Raw genomic sequence first — 22,300 nt, forward strand, 5'->3', positions numbered from 1 at the left:
GCCCTGGACACCCCGGGCAGCCTGCTGCCGCCACCCCCGGGCGAAGAACCGGTGGACGAGGAACTGCGCGAGGTGTTCCTTGAAGAGACCGACGAAGTCCTGGAAATCCTGCGCGAGTATTTGCCGCGCTGGTCAGCCAATCCTGACAGCCGCTCGGCCCTGAGCGAACTGCGCCGCGCCTTTCATACCCTCAAGGGCAGTGGTCGCATGGTGCGTGCCCTGGTGCTGGGCGAGCTGGCCTGGGCCGTGGAGAACCTGCTTAACCGCGTACTGGAAAACAGCGTGGAACCGGGGGCTACGGTGCAGCAACTGATCGGCGATGTGCTGCATCTGCTGCCGGAGCTGGTGGCTGAATACGCCGCCAATGCCCAGCGTCAGCGCAACGATGTCGACCACTTGGCCGCCCGCGCCCATGCCCTGGCCAAGGGCGACGAACCGGTGTCCGATGAGGATACGCAGGATGTCGCGGCCCTCGACCCGCTGTTGCTGGAGATCTTCCGCAAAGAGGCGCAAACCCACTTGGGCAGCCTCAATCGCTTCCTTGATCAGGCTGCCGAGCATGTGCCGTTGCAGGCCAGTGACGAATTGCAGCGCGCCTTGCACACCCTCAAGGGCAGTGCCTATATGGCCGGTGTCTTGCCGATTGCCGAGCTGGCCGCGCCACTGGATCAACTGGCCCGGGAGTACAAGGCGCACCTGATCGCGCTGGACCTGGACGAAGTGGAATTGCTGCTGGAGGCAGAAGGGCTGTTCCGCCTCGGTCTGCGCCAGCTCAAGACCGATCCGCTGGCGGAAATTCCCGGCGCCCTGCATTTGATTGAGCGAGCCAAAGCGCTGCTGGCCGAGCGCCTGGAAAACCTCCTGAGCACACCTAACACCGGGCTACGGATCAAGCGCGATCCGCAGCTGATCAACAACTTCCTCGCCCAGGGCATGGACATCCTGCTGGACGCCGAGAGCCTGCTACAAAGGTGGCAGCAACACCCCGGCGAACGCCAGGAACTCAGCGCGCTGCTGGATGAATTGACCACCCTCGGCGAAGGCGCCCACCTGGCCGAGCTGCACCCGGTGGATGAGCTGTGCGAGGCGCTGCTCGACCTCTATGGTGCCGTGGAAGAAAGCAGCCTGGCGGTCAGCGAGCGGTTTTTCCATGAGGCTCAGGGTGCCCACGAAGCGCTGATCAACATGCTCGACGAACTGGCCGCCGGTCAGGAAGTCAGCCCGCAGCCGCAACGGGTCGGGGCCTTGCGCGAGTTGCTCGACGAGAGCCTCGACCCGTCGGCCATGGGCTTGATTCGCAGTGATGGCAGCCGCACCCTGAGCATCCGCGAGCTGGGTGCTGCCACCGCCGATCTAGAGCACACGCTACCCCCTGCCCCTGTGGGAGCGAGCTCGCTCGCGATGGACTCAAATGCGCCGCGCTTATCCAATGACAACGCGTCATCGTTAACGCCCATCGCGAGCGAGCTCGCTCCTACAGGGGAGGGGCGCGAACTGGATGATGAAATCGTCGCGATCTTCCTTGAAGAAGCGGTGGATATCCTCGAAAGCGCCGGTCAGGCCTTGCAGCGCTGGTTGCGCGACTCGGACAACGCCGCGCCGCTGTCGTCCCTGCAACGGGATTTGCACACCCTCAAAGGCGGCGCGCGCATGGCCGAGGTCGGGCCGGTCGGTGATCTGGCCCATGAACTGGAAAGCCTTTACGAAGGCCTGGTGGATCGTCGCTACGCCTACAGCGACTCATTGGCGGTGCTGTTGCAGCAGAGCCATGACCGCTTGGCGCAGTACCTTGACCAGTTGCAGCACAACCAGCCCTTGGGCGATTGCGCTGAGCTGATCGAGGCCATTCGCGCCTACCGGCAGGGCCACTCCGGCGCCGCCGAGGTCAGCGAACTGGCGGCCACTAATGACTCGGCCGCCCATGATCCGGAGTTGCTGGAGATCTTCCTCGAGGAAGGTTTCGACATCATCGAAAGCTCCGGTGCGGCGCTGGAACGCTGGCAGGCCCAGCCTTCAAGTCGCCAGGAAGTGGAAACCCTGCTGCGCGACCTGCACACCCTCAAGGGTGGTGCACGCATGGTGGAAATCGCCGCGATTGGCGACCTGGCCCATGAACTGGAATTCCTCTACGAAGGCCTGTCCACGGGCGTGTTGCAGCCGACGGCGCCGTTGTTCGCGCTGTTGCAACGCAGCCATGACCGCCTGGCGCAGATGCTCGACGCGGCCCGCGCCGGTGAGCCGATGCCGCCCGCCGACCGCTTGATCGATGCGATCAAGAACTTCAGCCACCCGGCCGTGGCCGAAGCACCCGCGCCGGTTGCGTCACCGGCTACGCACAAGGCCGAGCCACTGGCGCCGCCGTCCGATGCCGGCGCCGACATGGTCAAGGTCTCGGCGGAGCTGCTCGACGATCTGGTCAACCTGGCTGGTGAAACATCGATCTTCCGTGGCCGGATCGAACAGCAGGTCAACGATGCGCACATCGCCCTGAGCGAGATGGAAACCACCATCGAGCGCATGCGCGACCAGTTGCGCCGCCTCGATACCGAAACTCAGGGGCGGATCCTCAGCCGCCAGCAAGTCGACGCCGAACGCCTGGGCTATGAAGAGTTCGACCCGCTGGAAATGGACCGCCACTCACAGTTGCAGCAACTGTCCCGCGCGCTGTTCGAATCGGCCTCTGACTTGCTCGACCTCAAGGAAACCCTCGAGCGGCGCAATCAGGAAGCGGAAAACCTGCTGCAACAGCAGGGCCGCATCAACACCGAGTTGCAGGAAGGGCTGATGCGCACGCGCATGGTGCCGTTCGAACGCATGCTCCCGCGGTTACAGCGCATCGTTCGCCAGGTGGCCAGCGAACTGGGCAAGGACGTGGATTTCATCGTCGATAATGCCGAAGGCGAGATGGATCGCAACGTGCTAGAACGCATGGCCGCGCCGCTGGAACACATGCTGCGCAACGCCGTCGACCACGGCCTGGAGTCCGTCGAAGCACGGCTGGCGGCGGGGAAACCGGCCAAGGGCAAGATCACCCTCGATCTGCTGCGTGAAGGCGGCGACATCATTTTCGACATCCGCGACGACGGCGCCGGTGTGCCACTGGACGCGGTGCGGCGCAAGGCGATCAAGCGCGGCATGCTCGCCCCGGACAGCGTCATCAGTGATCACGACGTGTTGCAGTTCATCCTGCAACCGGGGTTTTCCACGGCCGAGAAAATCACCCAGATCTCCGGTCGCGGCGTCGGCATGGACGTGGTGCACGAAGAGGTGCGGCAACTGGGCGGCACCATGAGCATCGACTCGGTGCCCGGGCAGGGCGTGCATTTCCGCATTCGCCTGCCGTTTACCGTATCGGTCAACCGAGCGCTGATGGTGCAGTGCGGTGAGGACCAATACGCGATTCCGCTCAATACCATCGACGGCATCGTTCGTGTCCTGCCCAATGAGCTTGAAGGCTATTTCCGTTTCGATTCGCCCACCTACGAATACGCCGGGCAACGTTACGAGCTGTGCTATCTGGGTGAGCTGCTGAAAACCATCCCGCGCCCGAAACTGTTGGGCCAGAGCCTGCCATTGCCGGTGCTGCTGGTGCAGTGCAACGAACGGCACATCGCGGTGCTGGTGGACGCCATGGCCGGCACTCGCGAGATCGTGGTCAAGAGCCTGGGGCCGCAGTTTGCGGCGGTGCAAGGGGTCTCCGGGGCGACGATTCTTGGCGATGGCCGGGTGGTGCTGATTCTGGATCTGCTGGCGCCGATCCGCGCCATGCAGGCCCGCGTACCCCAACATCCCGCGGGGCAGGAGGTTGAGGTCGAACCCCATCGGCCGTTGCTGGTGATGGTGGTCGACGACTCGGTCACCGTGCGCAAGGTCACCAGCCGCTTGCTCGAACGCCACGGTATGAACGTACTGACCGCCAAGGACGGGGTCGATGCCATGCTGCTGCTGGAAGAGCACATGCCCGACCTGATGCTGCTGGACATCGAGATGCCGCGCATGGACGGCTTCGAGGTCGCGACCCAGGTACGCAACGACGAACGCCTGCAGCACCTGCCGATCATCATGATCACCTCCCGCACCGGGCAGAAACACCGCGACCGCGCCATGGCCATCGGCGTCAACGACTACCTGGGCAAGCCGTACCAGGAATCGGTGCTGCTCGAAAGCATCGCCTTTTGGAGCAAGACCCATGCTTGAACACCGCACCAGCAACCTCACCGGCCTGCTGCTGCCGTTGGCCGACCGCAACCTGATCCTGCCCAACGTCGCCGTGGCCGAGCTGATCGACTACCAGCAACCGGGGACCTTCGATCTCGACACACCGCCGTGGTACCTGGGCCTGGTGACATGGCGCGAACGGCAGATACCGCTGCTGAGTTTCGAGTCGGCTTGCGGGCAGAAAACTGTCATTGGCGAGCGTGCGCGGATCGTCATTCTCAACGCTCTCGGCGGGCGACCGGAGCTGAAGTTCATCGCGCTGCTGGTGCAAGGGATTCCGCGCTCGTGCAAGCTCGACAGCCAGTTGAGTTATGTGGATGTGCCGTTGTGTGCGCTGGAGCAGGCGGCGGTGCAGGTGGGGGAGCAGGTGGCGAAAGTGCCGGATTTGTTGGCGCTGGAGGGGTTGTTGGTGGATGCCGGGTTAATCAACTGATCCCGATTCAGTGGTGATCTGACCGGCCTCTTCGCGGGCAAGCCCGCTCCCACAGTGTCCGTGGGTTGCCCAAATTCAACGGCAACCACTAACCCTGTGGGAGCGGGCTTGCCCGCGAAGGCGTCAGTCCAGACAACCATTACTCCAAGCGTAACGATCCGCCACTCTGCTTGATTGATGCCCCCACCCAACACTCCTAATGTGACCCCCACGACAGCGAACCCGTGGAGTGGTCATGACAACAACAATATCCCCCGACTCGCGATGGACGCGGCGGCGCAGCGAAAAGCAGCGGCGTCTCGAGCTGGTGCGAGGTCTTGCCGACGGTGTGGTGTTGCCCACCGATAACATCGTCGCGGCGCTGGAGGCATTGATCCTGCCGGGCGACCGCGTGGTGCTCGAAGGCAACAACCAGAAGCAGGCGGATTTCCTTTCACGTTCCCTGGCCAAGGCCGACCCCGCGAAGTTGCATGACCTGCATATGATCATGCCCAGCGTCGGACGCTCCGAGCACCTGGACCTGTTCGAACGCGGCATCGCGCGCAAGCTCGACTTCTCTTTCGCCGGCACCCAAAGCCTGCGCATCAGCCAGTTGCTCGAAGACGGCCTGCTGGAAATCGGCGCGATCCACACCTACATCGAACTCTACGCACGGCTGGTGGTGGACCTGATTCCCAACGTCGTGCTCTCGGCCGGCTTCATGGCCGACCGCGCCGGCAACATCTATACCGGGCCGAGCACCGAAGACACCCCGGCACTGATCGAACCGGCGGCCTTCAGCGATGGCATCGTCATCGTCCAGGTCAATCAGTTGGTGGACGATGTCAGCGAACTGCCGCGTGTCGACATTCCCGCCTCCTGGGTCGACTTCGTGGTAGTGGCCGACAAACCGTTCTACATCGAACCGCTGTTCACTCGCGACCCACGGCACATCAAACCGGTGCACGTGCTGATGGCGATGATGGCGATCCGCGGCATCTACGAAAAACACAACGTGCAGTCGCTCAACCACGGCATCGGTTTCAACACCGCGGCCATCGAGCTGATCCTGCCGACCTACGGCGAATCCCTCGGCCTCAAAGGCAAGATCTGCCGCAACTGGACGCTCAACCCGCACCCGACCCTGATTCCGGCGATTGAAAGCGGCTGGGTCGAAAGCGTGCATTGCTTCGGCACCGAACTGGGGATGGAGAACTACATTGCGGCGCGGCCGGATGTGTTCTTTACCGGGCGCGACGGTTCCCTGCGTTCCAACCGGATGTTCAGCCAACTGGCCGGGCAATACGCGGTGGACCTGTTCATCGGCGCGACCTTGCAGGTGGATGGCGACGGCCATTCCTCCACCGTGACTCGCGGGCGCCTGGCCGGCTTCGGCGGCGCGCCGAACATGGGCCACGACCCGCGCGGTCGCCGCCACGGCACACCCGCCTGGCTCGATATGCGCAACACCGACGTGGCCGAGCCGATGCTCGAGCGCGGCAAGAAACTCGTGGTGCAGATGGTCGAGACCTTCCAGGAGGGCGGCAAACCGACCTTCGTCGAAACCCTTGATGCCGTTGATGTCGCGAAGAAAAGCGGCATGCCGCTGGCGCCGATCATGGTCTACGGCGACGACGTCACCCATTTGTTGACCGAAGAAGGCATCGCCTACCTGTACAAGGCGCGCTCGCTGGAAGAACGCCAGGCGATGATCGCCGCCGTCGCCGGGGTGACCGCCATCGGTTTGCGCCACAACCCCAAAGACACCGCGCGCATGCGCCGCGAAGGCCTGATTGCCTTGCCCGAAGACCTCGGCATCCGCCGCACCGACGCCACCCGCGAACTGCTCGCGGCGAAAAGCGTGGCCGATCTGGTGGAGTGGTCCGATGGCCTCTACAACCCGCCTGCCAAGTTCAGGAGCTGGTAATGCACGCATTCAACCTGCAACCCAAAACCCTGAGCCTGGCCGAGCGGCTGGCGGACCTGGCGGTGGACGCGTTGATCGACGAGGCTGACCTGTCGCCGAAACCGGCACTGGTCGACCGTCGCGGCAATGGCGCCCACACCGATTTGCACCTGGGGTTGATGCACGCTTCGGCGCTGTCCCTGTGGCCGGCCTTCAAGGCGATGGCCGATGCCGCGATAGCGTTCGGTGAGATCGGCTTACCCTTGCGCGAAGCCGTGGGCCGGATCGGTCGCGAAGGCGAGCAAGCGATGCTCGACACCACGGGCGGCGTGAATACTCATCGCGGTGCGATCTGGGCCTTGGGCCTGTTGGTCACTGCCGCTGCGCTGGACCCTGAATCCACGGCTGCAAGCAGCGTATCGATTCGTGCGGCGCGTCTTGCGCTGCTCGACGACCGTTACGCACCGCGCCCACTCAGTCACGGTGCTCAAGTCGCTCAACGCTACGGCGCTCGCGGAGCCCGTGAGGAAGCGCAACTGGGCTTCCCGGCGGTGTTGCAACGCGCGTTGCCGCAACTCAAATGCAGCCGCGCCGCCGGCCATGGCGAACAGAACGCCCGACTCGATGCGCTGCTGGCGATCATGACGAATCTGGCCGACACCTGCGTGCTGTACCGCGCTGGAGAACAAGGTCTGCACACCATGCAACTCGGCGCCCAGGCAGTGCTCGATGCCGGAGGTAGCGCCAGCCTCGCCGGACGTCGCCGCTTGCATGAGCTGGACCAACAACTCATCGCGTTGAATGCCTCGCCCGGTGGTGCTGCGGACCTGCTCGCAGCCTGCCTGTTCATCGACCGTATCGAGTCTGGCGACGGCCTTATCCAGGGAGTGTTTTGATGGAAACCTTATCTTTTGAATTCCCCGCCGGGCAGCCGCCACGTGGCCGCACCCTGGTGGGTTGTGTCGGCTCGGGCGATCTGGAAGTGCTGATCGAACCGGGTCAGGCCGGCAAGCTGACGATCAACGTGCAGACCTCGGTCAATGGTAGCGAACAACGCTGGCAGCATCTGTTTGCACGGATGTTCGACGGCCAGACGCCGCCGGCGATGGCCATCGACATCCACGATTTCGGCGCAACCCCCGGCGTGGTGCGTCTGCGTCTGGAACAGGGTTTCGAGGAGATCGGCCATGACTGACAGCGCATCCCTGCTGAGCAAGCACAGCTTCGTCGAGCTCGGTGCGCGGCAACGGGCCAAGGCCCTGCTCGACGCCGGCACCTTCCGCGAACTGCTCGACCCTTTTCAACGGATCATGTCGCCGTGGCTGTCGCGCCAGGGCGTGGTGCCGCAAGCCGACGACGGCGTGGTGATCGCCAAGGGCAACCTCGATGGTTTGCCGGTGGTGATCGCCGCCATCGAAGGCGCGTTCCAGGGCGGTAGCCTGGGCGAAGTCGGCGGGGCAAAAATCGCCGGCGCACTGGAACTGGCCGCCGAAGACAACCGCAACGACATCCCGACCCGCGCCGTGCTGCTGCTGGAAACCGGCGGCGTGCGTTTGCAGGAAGCCAACCTCGGTCTGGCGGCGATTGCCGACATCCACGCGGCGATTGTCGACTTGCAGCAGTACCAGCCCGTGGTCGGAGTCGTGGCGGGCAGCGTCGGTTGCTTTGGCGGCATGTCGATTGCTGCCGGGTTGTGCAGCTACCTGTTGGTGACCCAGGAAGCGCGACTGGGCCTGAACGGCCCGCAGGTGATCGAGCAGGAAGCCGGACTTGAGGAATACGACTCCCGCGACCGGCCCTTCATCTGGAGCCTGACCGGTGGGGAGCAGCGCTTCGCCAGTGCTCTGGTGGATCGCTATGTTGCCGACGACGTGGCGCAGATTCGCCAGCAGGTGGGTGAGTTGCTCCAACAGGGTTTGCCGGTGCAATCACGCAGTCGCCAGGCCGAATTGTTCCTGCAACGCCTGGCGCGTCTGGACGCCGAACCGCAAATCGAGCCGTCCGTGGTTCGCGATCTGTACCAAGGAGAACGCCCATGAGTTCGTATTCCCTGCGTGGTTTGAACTGGTTCAACGCCTTGAGTGCCGGGGCGCAAGCGGTCGAGGGTTTGCCGGCTTCGCTGAAGGTCGCGGACGGTTCGCTGGGCGATCAGCCTGTGCGTTTCATCGCGGTGGTGGCCGATCCGGAAAACCGCTTCGTCCGTGCACGCAATGGCGAAGTGGGTTTGCTCGAGGGCTGGGGCCTGGCCAAGGCGGTGGATGAAGTCATCGCCGCCGATCAGAACAAGGCACGTAAGCGCGCCCTGATCGCCATTGTCGACGTGCCGAGCCAGGCTTATGGTCGCCGCGAAGAAGCGCTCGGCATTCATCAGGCGCTGGCCGCAGCAGCGGGCAGTTACGCCCGTGCTCGACTGGCCGGCCATGCGGTGATCGGTTTGCTGGTGGGCAAGGCGATGTCCGGGGCGTTTCTGGCCCACGGTTATCAGGCCAATCGCTTGATCGCCCTGCGCGATCCGGGGGTGATGGTGCATGCCATGGGCAAGGCGTCGGCGGCGCGGGTGACCTTGCGCAGCGTCGAAGAACTCGAAGCTCTGGCGGCCAGTGTGCCGCCGATGGCCTATGACATCGACAGCTATGCCAGCCTCGGGCTGCTGTGGGAAACCTTGTCGGTGGAGCAGATCGAGCAGCCGACTGCAGCGGATCTGGCGCGGGTGACCGGGTGCCTGAGTCAGGCGATGGGCGATATCGCCGAGAAGGGTGCAGATCTCAGCGGTCGTCTCGGTGCGGCCAATCGTGCGGCGTCGAGCAAGGTTCGCCAATTGCTGAGAGCACAGTGGTGAGTGCGCTTCTGGCTCACGACCTGCTGTGGGGCATGACCCCGCGGCAGTTGCCTGCGGATGCCCCGACCTGGGTGATCGACTCGATCAGTGCCGGCCAACCGGTGGTGGTCCGTCGCGCCTTGAGCGCGGCGGGGCAGGTGGCGGTGGGCGTGCGCGGGCCGTTGCGCGAGCAGCGGTTTGCGACGCAGATGGAAGTCGCCGCCATCACGCGGCGGGTGCGGCCGGAAGAACTCTGCCATGTTCAAGGCCTGCGTGATTTCCCGGCGCTGCGTGCCTTGGCGCAACTACGCTCGCACCTCGATGAGAGTGGCTGGGCCTGGGGTGTCAGCGGCAGTGCCGGGTTCGAATTGGCCAGCGGGTTTGCCGCGTTGCACGAGGGCAGCGACCTCGACCTGATCCTGCGAACGCCGCGCCCGTTGAGTCGTGCCGACGCGCAGGCGCTGGTGGCCATTCTCGACACGGCCGTGTGCCGCGTGGACCTGCAATTGCAGACACCCTTGGGCGCCGTTGCCTTGCGCGAGTGGGCCGGCACTGCGTCGCGGGTCCTGTTGAAAAGTGCCACTCAGGCCAGTCTGGTCACTGACCCGTGGCATCCACAGGAGCAGGCAGCGTGAGCAGCTTGCTGGTGTTCCCCGGCCAGGGTGCGCAGCAACCCGGCATGCTGGCGCGTTTGCCTCGGGAAACGTTGAACGAGGCGAGCGATTGGCTCGGTGAAGACGTGACGCAGCTGGACTCTGCCGAAGCACTGCGGTCGACGAGGGCGGTTCAGCTTTGCCTGCTGATCGCTGGCGTCGCCGCTTCACGCCAGTTGGCCATGGCCCCGGACTACGTGGCCGGCTTGTCGATCGGCGCTTATCCGGCGGCAGTGGTGGCGGGTGCCTTGGGTTTCAGCGATGCACTGCATCTGGTCAGCCTGCGCGGTGAGCTGATGCAGCAGGCTTATCCACAGGGCTACGGCATGACCGCGATCATCGGTCTGGAGCTGGCCTTGGTGGAAGATTTGTTGGCGCAGGTTCACAGCGCCGATGCGCCGGTCTATCTGGCCAATATCAACGCCGATAACCAGGTGGTGATTGCTGGTTGCGATGCGGCGATGAAAGCGGTGGCGGAGTTGGCGAAAGGTTGCGGAGCTGGCCTGGCCAAACGTCTGGCAGTGAGCGTGCCGTCCCACTGCCCATTGCTTGAGGTGCCCGCGCAACAGTTGGCCGAAGCCTTCGCCAAAGTGCCGCTGCAAACCCCGAAGGTGGGCTACCTGAGCGGCAGCCGTGCGCGTCCGCTGATCAAGCCTGAAGCCTTGCGTGACGACCTGGCTTTCAACATGTGCCGCATCGTCGATTGGCGCGGCACGGTACAAAGCGCCTACGAGCGCGGCGTACGTCTACAGATCGAACTGCCGCCCGGTGCGGTGCTGACCGGGCTGGCGCGCCGGGTGTTCGAGCAGGGCACCGTGATTGCCTTCGACGGTGCGCGGCTCGATACCCTGCAGGCGCTGATGCGTGAGGAGGGAAGCCGCCACTCCTGAAACTCAGGCTTCGAACAACAAAAACAACATTCGAAATGCACTTTGAGGACTACAACAATGATTATTTACGGTGTGGCGCTGTTGGCGATCTGTACGCTGGCAGGGGTGATTATGGGTGACATGCTCGGGGTGTTGCTGGGTGTGAAATCAAACGTCGGCGGCGTCGGCATCGCGATGATCCTGCTGATTTGCGCACGGTTATGGATGCACAGGCGTGGCGGCATGACCCGGGAGTGCGAGATGGGCGTCGGTTTCTGGGGCGCGATGTACATCCCGGTGGTGGTGGCGATGGCGGCGCAACAAAACGTGGTCACGGCGTTGCACGGTGGTCCGGTAGCGGTGTTGGCGGCGATCGGTTCGGTGGTGGTTTGCGGTTGCACCATTGCCCTGATCAGCCGGACCCACAAAGGCGAACCCTTGCCCGATGAAGCGGCGGATGTAACGTCGGTTGGCGCACCGGCAGGAGGTCGCTGATATGTGGGATTTGATCAAGAGCGGTCTGGAACACAACGGCCTGGTCACCGCATTCGCCTTCGTCGGCGTGATCATGTGGGTGTCAGTGGTGATCTCCAAACGCCTGACCTTCGGACGCATCCACGGTTCGGCGATTGCCATCGTCATCGGCCTGGTGCTGGCCTGGGTTGGCGGAACTATGACCGGTGGGCAAAAGGGCTTGGCGGACTTGACGCTGTTTTCCGGCATCGGGTTGATGGGTGGCGCGATGCTGCGGGACTTCGCCATCGTCGCCACGGCATTCGAGGTGCAGGCCACGGAAGCGAAAAAGGCCGGCTTGATCGGCGTGATCGCGCTTTTGTTGGGCACGGTGCTGCCGTTTATCGTCGGTGCGTGCATGGCCTGGGCATTCGGTTACCGCGATGCGGTGAGCATGACCACCATTGGCGCCGGTGCGGTGACTTACATCGTCGGCCCAGTGACCGGAGCCGCGATTGGCGCCAGTTCCGATGTGATGGCGCTGTCGATTGCCACCGGCCTGATCAAGGCGATCCTGGTGATGGTCGGCACGCCGATGGCGGCGCGCTGGATGGGCCTGGACAACCCGCGTTCGGCGATGGTGTTTGGCGGGCTGGCCGGCACTGTGAGCGGCGTGACGGCGGGGCTGGCGGCGACAGATCGGCGCCTGGTGCCTTATGGCGCGTTGACCGCGACCTTCCACACCGGGCTTGGGTGTCTGCTGGGGCCTTCGCTGTTGTTCTTCATTGTTCGCGGGATTGTCGGGTAGTCCGCTACTTCATCATTGAATGTCGCGGCGCCTTCGCGAGCAGGCTCGCTCCCACATTGGAATGCATTCTCCTGTGGGAGCGAGCCTGCTCGCGAAGGGCGCGGCAAGGTTTCAAGCCTGCCGATTGGCATACATCCGACACTCCGCCAGCAACGCCAGCAGGTTCGGATCACGCTCCTTGGCCTTCAGGAACACCACGCCAATGTGTTGCTGCAAGCGGTACTTTTCCTGCAACGGGATCAGCTTCACCCGGTTCTCGTACACCGCCGCAATACGCCCCGGCAGCAACGCATAACCCACGCCCGAACTGACCATGCTCAGCAGGGTGAAGATGTCGTTGACCTGCATCGCCACCTTTGGCTCGAACCCTGCCTGCTCGAATACCCGCTTGCCGTCCTGATGGGTGGCGAAGCCCTGGGTCAGGGTGATGAAGGTTTCATCGCGTACTTCGGCCAGGTCGACTTCTGTGCGCTGGGCAAACTTCGAGTCGGCGGGTGTGGCGAGGAAGATGTCGTCGGAAAACAGCGGGATCTGTTCGCAATCCGGGTCGTTGATGCTGTCGTCCAGGGACACAAGGATCGCATCGACTTCCATGTTCTTGAGCTTGTAGAGCAGGTCGATATTGGAGCCCAGAATCAGGTCGATGTTGAGTTCGCTGCGGCGGATCTTCAGGCCCATGATCAGTTGCGGTACGGTCTTCACCGTCAGCGAATACAGCGATCCCAACTTGAAACGCTCAGCCGAGAACCCGGCGGCCTCGCGGGTCAGGCGCACGCTTTCGACGACATCCTGAATCAGCTTCTGCGCCCGCTCTTCCAGCACATAGGCGCTTTCCAGCGGTGTGAGGTTGCGGCCTTCGTGCTTGAACAACGGGCAGCGCAGGGCACTTTCCAGGGAATGGATCGCCCGATGTACGCTGACGTTGCTGGTCTGCAACTCGGCTGCGGCGCGTGCCAGGTTGCCGGTGCGCATGAAGGCCAGGAACACCTCGAGTTTTTTCAGGGTCAACTCTTCATCGATCAGCATGGGGCGGACTCTTTTTGGTATCGGTCAATTGTGCCCGTTAAACACTGAGCGTTGTAGGAGCTGCCGAAGGCTCCTACACGGGATTGCGCTATACGGAAACATTGCGCTTTTAACCTTGAGGCCTGAGCCTAGCGCGTTGTGCTGATGAAATTCGAGGTGAGCACCACATGTATCACGGAGAAAGACTGAACGCCTGGACGCATCTGGCCGGGGCCGTGGCGGCATTTATCGGCGGGGTGTGGCTGATTGTGCTGGCCAGTCTCGACGGCAGCCCGTGGAAGATTGTCAGCATGGCGATCTACGCCTTTACCTTGCTGGTGCTTTACAGCGCATCGACCGTGTACCACAGCGTGCGCGGGCGCAAGAAAGCGATCATGCAGAAGGTCGATCACTTCTCGATCTACCTGTTGATTGCCGGCAGCTACACACCGTTTTGCCTGGTGACCCTGCGTGGGCCATGGGGCTGGACCTTGTTCGGGATTGTCTGGGGGCTGGCGCTGATCGGCATCCTGCAAGAGATCAAGCCGCGTTCGGAGGCGCGGATTCTGTCGATCGTGATTTATGCGGTGATGGGCTGGATTGTGCTGGTGGCGGTCAAGCCGCTGCTCGCGGCGCTGGGCGGCGCCGGATTTGCGTGGTTGGCCTCGGGCGGGGTGTTGTACACGGTGGGGATTATCTTTTTTGCCCTTGATCATCGCCTGCGCCATGCCCACGGGATCTGGCATCTGTTCGTGATCGCCGGGAGCTTGCTGCACTTTGTGGCGATTTTCTTTTATGTCCTTTAAGGCTGTACCGGGGCCAGCCGATCCAGTTGCTCCCGGGCTTGGCGGCTGAATACCTGCAACAGGTCGTTCAAGGTGTGGGGCGGTGGTTCGGCGGCACGGGTCACTGCGTACAGGGTGATGGGTAACGGCGGTGCCAGAGGGCGGATCATTGTGTTGGCGGGAGAGGCGCCAAGGGCGGTGAACGGATCGATCACCGCCAGGCCCGCGCCGGATTCCACCATCGCCCGTGCCAGTGAGTAGGTTTGCACGGCGATGCGTACCCGGGGCGGCGGTTCGACCGCTTCCAGGTAACTGTCGAGCCGCGCGGCCAGTGGGTCGGCGCTGGACAAGCCGATCAGCGGCGCATCCGCCAGCGCCATCAGCGGCAACGGTTTACCCACCTCTTCCTGAGGCCAGTAACCACTCGGCGCCAGCGCCACCAGCACGCCGGACGCCAGCGCCTGGGCCTTGAGCCCCGGGTGATCCGGGCGTTGCAGGGTCAGGGCGACATCCACTTCGCGCATCAACAGGTTCTGTACCAGTTCGCGACTGTGGGCACTGGAGAGTTCGCAAGCGATGTCCGGGTAACGCCTGGTCCATTCGTGAATGGCCGGCGGCAGCAATGACAGGGCCAGCGCCGGGGTGGCACCGATGCGCAGGCTGTGGCCCGGTTCGCGGCGCAGGCTCTGCGCCAAGCGTCGCACGCCTTGCAGGCTTTCACTGACCTTGTCCACTTCACGCTCCAGCTCCAGCGCTTCCGGCGTCGCCTGCAACTTGCCGCGTACCCGCAGGAACAGCGGGAAACCCAATTGTTGCTCGGCGTGCTGCAACACCTTGCTCACCGCCGGCTGCGAGACATGCAGCAATTGCGCGGCAGCGCTGATCGAACCGGTCTGGCGGATGGCCTGGAAAATCTCAATATGGCGAAGGCGCATGGCAAGTCCATAACCTTTGTTTATGGGTTTGCCATCTTTATGCATTGTTCAATGTCTGTCACCTGGCTCTAACCTTGGCTTCGTCTTCACAACGGTTTTAAGGACTGAAATGGCTCAGCGTGTGTGCATCATCGGTGGCGGTGTGATTGGCCTGGCAACGGCCTATGCGCTGGTGCGCGACGGCTTTGAGGTGACGGTGGTCGAGGCGCGGGACTCGCTGGGCAGCGAAACCAGCTTCGCCAACGGCGGCCAGTTGTCCTATCGCTATGTCGCGCCCCTGGCCGACGCCGGTGTGCCTTTGCAAGCCATTGGCTGGATGCTGCGCGGCGACTCACCGTTGAAGCTGCGCCCGCGCTTTGACCCGGCCCAGTGGCGCTGGATGGTGTCGTTCCTCGGCGCCTGCCGCCGCTCGGTCAACCGCGAGAACGCCGCGCACCTGCTGCGCCTGGCGCTGTTCAGCCAGGACACATTGGAGTCCTGGCGCGAGGGCGATGGGCTGACGGGATTCCAGTGGCGGCGCAATGGCAAACTGGTGACTTTCCGTCAGAACAGCAGCTTCGAGCATGCGCGCCTGAGCCTGTCCGACCCGCAGCAACAGCAGGTGTTGTCGCCGGCCGAATGCGCGCAACTGGAACCGGCGCTGATCGATGCGCCCTTTGTCGGGGCGATCTACACCCCGGACGAAGAGGTGGGCGACTGCCACGGTTTTTGCCAGCAACTGGCCGCCCGGCTGCAAGCGTCCGGCCGTTGCGAGTTTCGTCTCGGGCAAGCGGTAACCGGCATCCGTCACAGCAACGGCAGCGTCAACGCCATCGAACTGGGCGAGCTAGTGCTGCCGGTCGATCAACTGGTGATCGCCGCCGGTCACCGCAGTCCGATGTTGGCACTTCCCGGGCTGCAACTGCCACTTTATCCGCTCAAGGGCTACAGCCTGACCGTGCCGATCGGCGCCGGTCACCGGGCGCCGGACGTGAGCATCACTGACTATGACCGCAAGATCGTCTATGCCCGCATCGGCAAGCAATTGCGAGTGGCGGCAATGGTCGACATTGTCGGCTTCGACCCTGCTTCGGACCCCAAGCGCCTGGCGCTGATCAAGCGTCAGGCCCATGACACCTTTCCAAATGCCGGCGCCTATGACGAAGCCGTCGAGTGGGCTGGCATGCGCCCGGCCACCCCTAGCGGCGTGCCGTTGCTGGGCGCGACGGCGTATCGCAACCTGTGGCTCAACCTCGGCCACGGCGCGCTGGGTTTTACCTTGGCATGCGGTAGCGGGCGCTTGCTCAGTGAGCTGATCGGCGAGCGCCAGCCGTCCATTGACCTGCAGGGTTTCAACCACCGGGCCGCCTGAATACTGATTTCTGAAGAGGACACTGCAATGACCATTACCCGACTGCACAGCAACCCGCGCCTGTCTGGCGCCGTGACCTTTGGCGACCTGGTGTTTCTCTCCGGGCAGGTGCCGGGCGATGCCCGGGATGCCAACGGCCAGACCCGTGAAGTGCTGGCGAAAATCGATACCTTGCTGGCCGAGGCGGGCAGCGACAAGGATCATCTGCTCAGTGCGACCATTTACCTGAAGAACATCACCGAGGATTTCGCCGCGATGAACGAGGTCTGGTCGGCCTGGCTATCGCCGGGGCAGGCACCGAGCCGCACCACCGTGCAGGCCGAACTGGCCCGCCCGCAGGTGCTGGTGGAAATCACCGTCATCGCTGCACGCGTCTGATAACCCAACACCCACAACGGAGAATAACAATGCAAAAAATCACGTTGCTCGCTTGTACGCTTGGCCTGTTGCTCGGCAGTCAGGTTCAGGCCAATGAAGCGCCGCTGACCGGCACTCTGAGCAAAATCGCCAGCGCCAACAGCATCACCCTGGGCTATCGCGATGCTTCGGTGCCGTTCTCCTACGTGGGTGATCACAGCGGCAAGCCGATGGGGTACTCGGTGGATCTGGCGGGCAAGATCGTCGAGCGCATCCAGCAGCAACTGGCGCTGCCGGACTTGAAGGTGAAGTACAACCTGGTGACCTCGCAGACCCGTATTCCACTGGTGCAAAACGGCACCGTGGACCTGGAGTGCGGCTCCACCGGCGTGACCGCCGAACGACAGAAGCAGGTGGCGTTCTCTTATGGTTTCATCTACGTCAAAGGCCAGTTGCTGACCGCGAAGGACAGCGGGATCAAGAGCTTCGCTGACCTGCGCGGCAAGAACGTGGTGACCACCGCCGGCACCACCAACGAGCGCTTCCTGAAAAGCTACAACGTCGATCACAAGATCGACATGTTCGTGATCAGTGCCAAGGACCACGGCGAAGCCTTCCAGATGCTGCAGTCGGGCCGGGCGGTGGCGTTCTACATGGACGACGCGCTGCTCTATGGCGAGCGCGCCAAGGCCAACGACCCGCACAAATGGGTGGTGGTCGGGGAGGAGCAATCGCGGGAGATCTACAGCTGCATGGTGCGCAAGGACGATCCGCAGTTCCTGGCGCTGGTCAACGGTGCGTTGGCGGAGCTGTACAGCTCGGGCGAGATCAATGGCATCTACAAACGCTGGTTCGAGCAGCCGATCCCGCCGAAGGGTTTGAACCTTGAGTTCCCGATGACCAGCGAACTCAAGGCGATCATTGCCAAACCGGTGAGTGATCCGGTGCAGTAGTCATCCAGACCGTGTCGTGGCCATTCGCGAGCAGGCTCGCTCCCACATTGGACCTGTGGTGCTCACAGATTTTGTGATCACTGGAGATCTACTGTGGGAGCGAGCCTGCTCGCGATGGGGGCCTAGAAATCACCCCACAGTTGCTGGGCCACCGCCAGTGCAACAACCGGCGCGGTTTCGGTGCGCAGTACCCGTGGACCGAGGCGGGCGGCGTGGAAGCCGCCCGCCTTGGCCTGATCGACTTCGGCGTCGGACAAACCGCCCTCCGGACCGATCAGGAATGCCAGACTTGAAGGTTTAGCATGGCTCACCAGCGGCTCGGCCACCGGATGCAGTACCAGCTTCAACTCGGCTTGCGTCTGCTTCAACCAGTCAGCCAGCAACAGTGGCGGATGAATCAGCGGTACCCGTGAGCGGCCGCATTGCTCGCAAGCGCTGATCGCCACCTGGCGCCAGTGCAGCAGGCGTTTGTCGGCGCGCTCGTCCTTGAGCCGGACTTCGCAGCGTTCGGTGAAGATCGGGGTGATTTCGCTGACGCCCAGTTCCGTGGCTTTCTGAATCGCCCAGTCCATGCGTTCGCCCCGGGACAGGCCCTGGCCGAGATGGATTTGCAGCGGCGATTCGATCTGTCCGGCGAAGCTTTCATCGATCTGCACCACGACGCGTTTTTTGCCGACTTCGACCAGCCTGGCGCGAAACTCCTGGCCAGAGCCGTCGAACAATTGCAACGCATCGCCCTCGGCCATGCGCAGCACGCGGCTGATGTAATGGGCCTGGGCTTCGGGCAACTCGTGCTCGCCGGTGCTCAGGGGGGCGTCGATGAAGAAGCGGGACAGTCTCATGCGGGGTCTCTGAAAAGGGTGTAAATATCTGGCGGCCCCATCGCGGGCAAGCCCGCTCCCACAGGTACAGCGCAATCCTGTGGGAGCGGCGATCCGACGATGACGGTAGTCCGGTCAGCGCTGAAGCTTAGGTGAAATCAATCAACCCGGATCACGGAACCCCGGATGAAAGTCCTTCGGCACCGCCACGCTGACGCTGTCACGGGTGGCAATGTCGATCCCTTCGCTGGCCACTTCGGCCAGGAAGTCGATCTGCTCCGGTGTGATCACGTACGGCGGCAGGAAATACACCACGCTGCCCAATGGGCGCAGTAAAGCACCGCGCTCCAGGGCGTGCTGGAACACCTTCAGGCCTCGGCGTTCCTGCCACGGGTAAGCCTCTTTGCTGGCCTTGTCCTTGACCATCTCGATGGCCAGCACCATGCCGGTCTGGCGCACTTCGGACACGTTCGGATGATCCACCAGATGCGCTGTCGACGAAGCCATGCGCTGCGCCAGGGCCTTGTTGTTCTCGATGACGTTGTCTTCTTCGAAGATGTCCAGGGTCGCCAGGGCCGCCGCGCACGCCAGCGGGTTGCCGGTGTAGCTGTGGGAGTGCAGGAAGGCGCGCAGGGTCGGGTAGTCGTCGTAGAAGGCGCTGTAGACTTCGTCTGTGGTCATGCACGCCGCCAGCGGCAGATAGCCGCCGGTCAGGGCCTTGGACAGGCACAGGAAGTCCGGGCGGATGCCGGCCTGTTCACAGGCGAACATCGTCCCGGTGCGGCCGAAGCCGACGGCGATTTCGTCGTGGATCAGGTGCACGCCGTAGCGGTCGCAGGCTTCGCGCAGCAGCTTGAGGTACACCGGGTGGTACATGCGCATGCCACCAGCCCCCTGGATCAGCGGCTCGACAATCACGGCTGCGACGCTGTCATGGTTCTCGGCCAGGGTCTGTTCCATCGCGGCGAACATATTGCGCGAATGCTCTTCCCAGCTCATGCCCTCGGGACGCTGGTAGCAGTCCGGGCTTGGCACTTTGATGGTGTCCATCAACAGCGCCTTGTAGGTCTCGGTGAACAGCGGCACGTCGCCCACCGACATCGCCGCCATGGTTTCACCGTGGTAGCTGTTGGTCAGGGTGACGAAGCGCTTCTTGTTCGGCTGACCGCGATTGAGCCAGTAGTGAAAGCTCATTTTCAGTGCGACTTCGATGCAGGACGAGCCGTTATCGGCGTAGAAGCACCGGGTCAGGCCTTCCGGCGTCATTTTCACCAGGCGTTCGGACAGTTCGATCACCGGTTGATGACTGAAGCCGGCAAGGATCACATGTTCGAGCTGATCGACCTGGTCCTTGATGCGCTGATTGATCCGCGGGTTGGCGTGCCCGAACACATTGACCCACCAGGAGCTGACCGCATCGAGGTAGCGTTTGCCTTCGAAGTCTTCCAGCCACACGCCTTCACCGCGCTTGATCGGGATCAGCGGCAGTTGTTCGTGATCTTTCATCTGGGTGCAGGGATGCCACAACACGGCGAGATCGCGTTGCATCCACTGATTATTCAGGCCCATTTTCACTCTCCTGGAGGCGGTCCGTGACCTGCGCGGACAAACAATCGGGCAAGCCTATGCAATGCGTGCCACGGGGACAACCCATTGTGTCGAATGAACTACTTTGTTCAGGCCGATCGACGTTGCTGGCAGGTGCCTGATGGCTGACGTATCCTTCGCGGCTCTTGAGCCGTCTGGCTCGCAAAAACTGCTGTTTTCCTCGTGTAATTCCGGAGTTCGCTGAATGTCTGTCGGTTGGCTGCGCGCCTGTGCGCTGGTGATGTTGGGGCTGTTCAGCGTGTCTGCGCTGGCCAAGGATAAAACCGCGATCGTGATCGGCGGCGGCCTGTCGGGCCTGACTGCCGCGTACGAGCTGCAGAGCAAGGGCTGGCAGGTCACCCTGCTGGAAGCCAGGTCGAGCCTGGGCGGCCGTTCCGGCATGGCCACCAGCGAGTGGATCGGCAATGACAAGACCCAGCCGGTGCTGAACAAGTACGTATCGAACTTCAAGCTGAGCACCACGCCGGCCCCTGAATTCGTGCGGACCCCAGGCTACCTGATCGATGGCGAGTATTTCTCTGCCGCCGATCTGGCGACCAAACAACCGGCCACCGCCGAGGCGCTCAAGCGCTTCGACAAGACCCTGGACGATCTGGCGCGTTCGATCGACGACCCGCTGAACCCGGCCGCCAACAACACGCTGCACGCGCTGGATCAGATCAACGTGTCGAGCTGGCTCGACAAGCAGAACCTGCCGGCCACTGCCCGCCAGTTGATCAACCAGCAGATCCGTACCCGCTACGACGAACCTTCGCGCTTGTCGCTGCTGTACTTCGCGCAGCAGAGCCGCGTCTACCGTGGCGTCTCCGATCGTGACCTGCGTGCTTCGCGCCTGGTCGGTGGCAGCCCGGTGCTGGCCCAGGCCTTCGTCAAGCAGCTGAAAACCATCAAGACCAACTCCCCGGTTTCGGCGATCATTCAGGACAAGGACGGCGTGACCGTCAAAGTCGACAGTGTCGGTTATAAAGCTGACTACGTTGTATTGGCCGTGCCGTTGCGCGCCCTGAACAAGATCCAGATGACCCCGGCGCTGGACACTCAGCACCTGGCGGCGATCAAGGGCACCAACTACGGCTGGCGCGACCAGATCATGCTGAAGTTCAAGACGCCGGTGTGGGAAAGCAAGGCGCGCATGTCCGGCGAGATCTACAGCAACACCGGTCTGGGCATGTTGTGGGTCGAGCCTGCCCTGAAGGGCGGCGCCAACGTGGTGATCAACCTGTCCGGCGACAATGCGCGAGTAATGCAGGCGTTCGGCGACAAGCAGATGGTCGATCAGGTGTTGATCCGCCTGCACGCGTTCTATCCACAGGCCCGTGGTTCGTTCACCGGTTATGAAATCCGTCGCTACAGCACCGACCCATCGACTGGCGGCGCCTACCTGGCCTTCGGCCCGGGCCAGATCAGCAAGTTCTGGCGCCTGTGGGAACGCCCGGTTCAGCGCGTAGCCTTCGCTGGCGAACACACCGATACCCTGTACCCGGGCACTCTGGAAGGCGCGCTGCGCACCGGTCAACGTGCAGCCAGCCAGGTTGAAGACCTGGCGGCGGGCAAGTCGTTCGAACCCGCCAAAGTAGTCCCGGCAGCGGCTGCTGCGGCAGGCGCTGGTGCGGTGGCGGCGAAAAAAGGCAACTTCTTCAGCAACCTGTTCGGCGGCTCGGATGACGAGAAGAAGCCGGAACCGGTCAAGACGCCTGAGCCTGTTGCACCGCCAGCACCTGCTCCGACACCAGCCCCGGCCGCCGCGCCGGCCCCGGTGGAAGCACCCAAGCCTGCGGCACCGGTAAAAGCCGAGCCAGCCAAGAAGGCACCGGCGAAACCAGCCGCCAAGACCGAAGCGAAAAAAGCCCCGGCCAAGGCACCGGCCAAGAAAGTCGAGCCGGCCAAGAAGCCAGTGGCCAAACCTGCGACGGATACTGTGACCAAGGCTCAGTAACGTTCGGGTATAAAAAAGCGCGGCCCCAGGGCCGCGCTTTTTTTTGCCATCAAACATGAAACATCCGGTTTTTGCTGCGCGGTCCTACATGCGGCAGCGATGCATCAGAAGCTTCCCACAAAAATTCCGGAACTAAATGATAGCTGGATACTGATATTTATTTTTATGCTCATCAGGTAATTGGAGGGTATATGAAATCACTAGCAGTAATAATCATATTGATAGCACTTTCTGGCTGTGTAAGTAGCGAATGGTTTCCTAAGGGGTATAGCCATGAACTGGCCTATAAATGCCAGATAAATCCGTACGATCCTGATTGTTTGCAACCACCTCCGGTTTTCAAAAGTTCTTAATTGTGTAAGTGGTTTGCACGGTTAAAGAGGGTCTAATGAAAACTTCCAGGTTTTAATCT

20 protein-coding genes are annotated in these 22,300 nt (G+C 62.7%); 16 read left to right on the forward strand and 4 right to left on the reverse strand.

Going from position 1 to position 22,300, the window contains the following annotated elements:
- From Q8X48_RS16745 to madM, 11 genes are all read left to right on the forward strand, one after another.
- Positions 1-4,197, forward strand: a 4,197-nt coding sequence (locus tag Q8X48_RS16745; RefSeq protein ID WP_407802773.1) for an Hpt domain-containing protein, incomplete at its 5' end; no start/stop codon positions are given.
- Positions 4,190-4,651: a chemotaxis protein CheW gene (locus tag Q8X48_RS16750; protein ID WP_407800004.1), complete on the forward strand. Its 462-nt coding sequence runs from the start codon at positions 4,190-4,192 to the stop codon at positions 4,649-4,651. The genes Q8X48_RS16745 and Q8X48_RS16750, both read left to right, overlap by 8 nt.
- Before the next feature lie 235 nt (positions 4,652-4,886).
- Complete coding sequence (gene mdcA, locus Q8X48_RS16755; RefSeq protein WP_407800003.1) at positions 4,887-6,557, forward strand: malonate decarboxylase subunit alpha; 1,671 nt, start codon at positions 4,887-4,889, stop codon at positions 6,555-6,557.
- On the forward strand, positions 6,557-7,432 hold the full coding sequence (locus Q8X48_RS16760) for a triphosphoribosyl-dephospho-CoA synthase (RefSeq protein WP_407800002.1): 876 nt from the start codon (positions 6,557-6,559) through the stop codon (positions 7,430-7,432). Before mdcA ends, Q8X48_RS16760 begins: the two co-directional genes overlap by 1 nt.
- A complete protein-coding gene (locus tag Q8X48_RS16765; protein ID WP_008001147.1) occupies positions 7,432-7,731 on the forward strand; it encodes a malonate decarboxylase subunit delta in 300 nt (99 codons plus the stop codon). Before Q8X48_RS16760 ends, Q8X48_RS16765 begins: the two co-directional genes overlap by 1 nt.
- On the forward strand, positions 7,724-8,575 hold the full coding sequence (locus Q8X48_RS16770; RefSeq protein WP_407800001.1) for a biotin-independent malonate decarboxylase subunit beta: 852 nt from the start codon (positions 7,724-7,726) through the stop codon (positions 8,573-8,575). Before Q8X48_RS16765 ends, Q8X48_RS16770 begins: the two co-directional genes overlap by 8 nt.
- The gene (gene mdcE, locus Q8X48_RS16775; protein ID WP_407800000.1) at positions 8,572-9,375 is read left to right on the forward strand and encodes a biotin-independent malonate decarboxylase subunit gamma; all 804 of its coding nucleotides are present in this window, start codon (positions 8,572-8,574) and stop codon (positions 9,373-9,375) included. Before Q8X48_RS16770 ends, mdcE begins: the two co-directional genes overlap by 4 nt.
- Entirely contained in the window at positions 9,369-9,989 is a 621-nt protein-coding gene (locus tag Q8X48_RS16780) for a malonate decarboxylase holo-ACP synthase (RefSeq protein WP_407799999.1), read from the forward strand. The genes mdcE and Q8X48_RS16780 overlap by 7 nt, the downstream gene beginning before the upstream one ends.
- The gene (gene mdcH / locus Q8X48_RS16785) at positions 9,986-10,897 is read left to right on the forward strand and encodes a malonate decarboxylase subunit epsilon (protein WP_407799998.1); all 912 of its coding nucleotides are present in this window, start codon (positions 9,986-9,988) and stop codon (positions 10,895-10,897) included. Before Q8X48_RS16780 ends, mdcH begins: the two co-directional genes overlap by 4 nt.
- 57 nt (positions 10,898-10,954) lie before the next feature.
- On the forward strand, positions 10,955-11,371 hold the full coding sequence (madL, locus tag Q8X48_RS16790; RefSeq protein WP_126048052.1) for a malonate transporter subunit MadL: 417 nt from the start codon (positions 10,955-10,957) through the stop codon (positions 11,369-11,371).
- A gap of 1 nt (position 11,372) precedes the next feature.
- Entirely contained in the window at positions 11,373-12,137 is a 765-nt protein-coding gene (madM, locus tag Q8X48_RS16795; RefSeq protein WP_407799997.1) for a malonate transporter subunit MadM, read from the forward strand.
- Between the two features lie 111 nt (positions 12,138-12,248).
- On the opposite strand, the gene Q8X48_RS16800 is transcribed toward madM, so the two are convergent.
- Positions 12,249-13,163, reverse strand: a complete 915-nt coding sequence (locus tag Q8X48_RS16800) for a LysR family transcriptional regulator (RefSeq protein ID WP_126048048.1) — start codon at positions 13,161-13,163, stop codon at positions 12,249-12,251.
- Positions 13,164-13,330: 167 nt separating this feature from the next.
- Between Q8X48_RS16800 and trhA the strand changes: the two genes are divergently transcribed.
- Entirely contained in the window at positions 13,331-13,948 is a 618-nt protein-coding gene (trhA, locus tag Q8X48_RS16805; RefSeq protein ID WP_007975433.1) for a PAQR family membrane homeostasis protein TrhA, read from the forward strand.
- On the opposite strand, the gene Q8X48_RS16810 is transcribed toward trhA, so the two are convergent.
- Positions 13,945-14,862, reverse strand: coding sequence for a LysR family transcriptional regulator (locus Q8X48_RS16810; protein ID WP_407799996.1), 918 nt, complete (start codon positions 14,860-14,862; stop codon positions 13,945-13,947). The two genes, trhA and Q8X48_RS16810, sit on opposite strands and share 4 nt — an antisense overlap.
- A gap of 109 nt (positions 14,863-14,971) precedes the next feature.
- Here Q8X48_RS16810 and Q8X48_RS16815 point away from each other — a divergent pair, with 109 nt between their 5' ends.
- From Q8X48_RS16815 to Q8X48_RS16825, 3 genes are read left to right on the forward strand one after another with little or no spacing between them, the layout of a single operon-like run.
- Positions 14,972-16,213, forward strand: a complete 1,242-nt coding sequence (locus Q8X48_RS16815) for a D-amino acid dehydrogenase (protein ID WP_407799995.1) — start codon at positions 14,972-14,974, stop codon at positions 16,211-16,213.
- Between the two features lie 27 nt (positions 16,214-16,240).
- Positions 16,241-16,591, forward strand: coding sequence for a RidA family protein (locus tag Q8X48_RS16820; protein WP_407799994.1), 351 nt, complete (start codon positions 16,241-16,243; stop codon positions 16,589-16,591).
- A gap of 29 nt (positions 16,592-16,620) precedes the next feature.
- Positions 16,621-17,523, forward strand: a complete 903-nt coding sequence (locus Q8X48_RS16825) for a transporter substrate-binding domain-containing protein (RefSeq protein WP_126048042.1) — start codon at positions 16,621-16,623, stop codon at positions 17,521-17,523.
- 122 nt (positions 17,524-17,645) lie between these two features.
- Here Q8X48_RS16825 and Q8X48_RS16830 read toward each other — a convergent pair whose 3' ends face one another.
- Both Q8X48_RS16830 and Q8X48_RS16835 read right to left on the reverse strand, forming a co-directional pair.
- Positions 17,646-18,365 (reverse strand): 16S rRNA (uracil(1498)-N(3))-methyltransferase, encoded by a 720-nt coding sequence (locus tag Q8X48_RS16830; protein ID WP_116579611.1) that lies wholly within the window; start codon positions 18,363-18,365, stop codon positions 17,646-17,648.
- Positions 18,366-18,506: 141 nt separating this feature from the next.
- Entirely contained in the window at positions 18,507-19,913 is a 1,407-nt protein-coding gene (locus tag Q8X48_RS16835; protein ID WP_407799993.1) for an adenosylmethionine--8-amino-7-oxononanoate transaminase, read from the reverse strand.
- 223 nt (positions 19,914-20,136) lie between these two features.
- Here Q8X48_RS16835 and Q8X48_RS16840 point away from each other — a divergent pair, with 223 nt between their 5' ends.
- The gene (locus Q8X48_RS16840; protein WP_407799992.1) at positions 20,137-21,888 is read left to right on the forward strand and encodes a flavin monoamine oxidase family protein; all 1,752 of its coding nucleotides are present in this window, start codon (positions 20,137-20,139) and stop codon (positions 21,886-21,888) included.
- Positions 21,889-22,300: the final 412 nt, after the last annotated feature.

The organism is Pseudomonas sp. QLc11A, from assembly GCF_052112305.1.
GTDB lineage: Bacteria > Pseudomonadota > Gammaproteobacteria > Pseudomonadales > Pseudomonadaceae > Aquipseudomonas > Aquipseudomonas laurylsulfatiphila.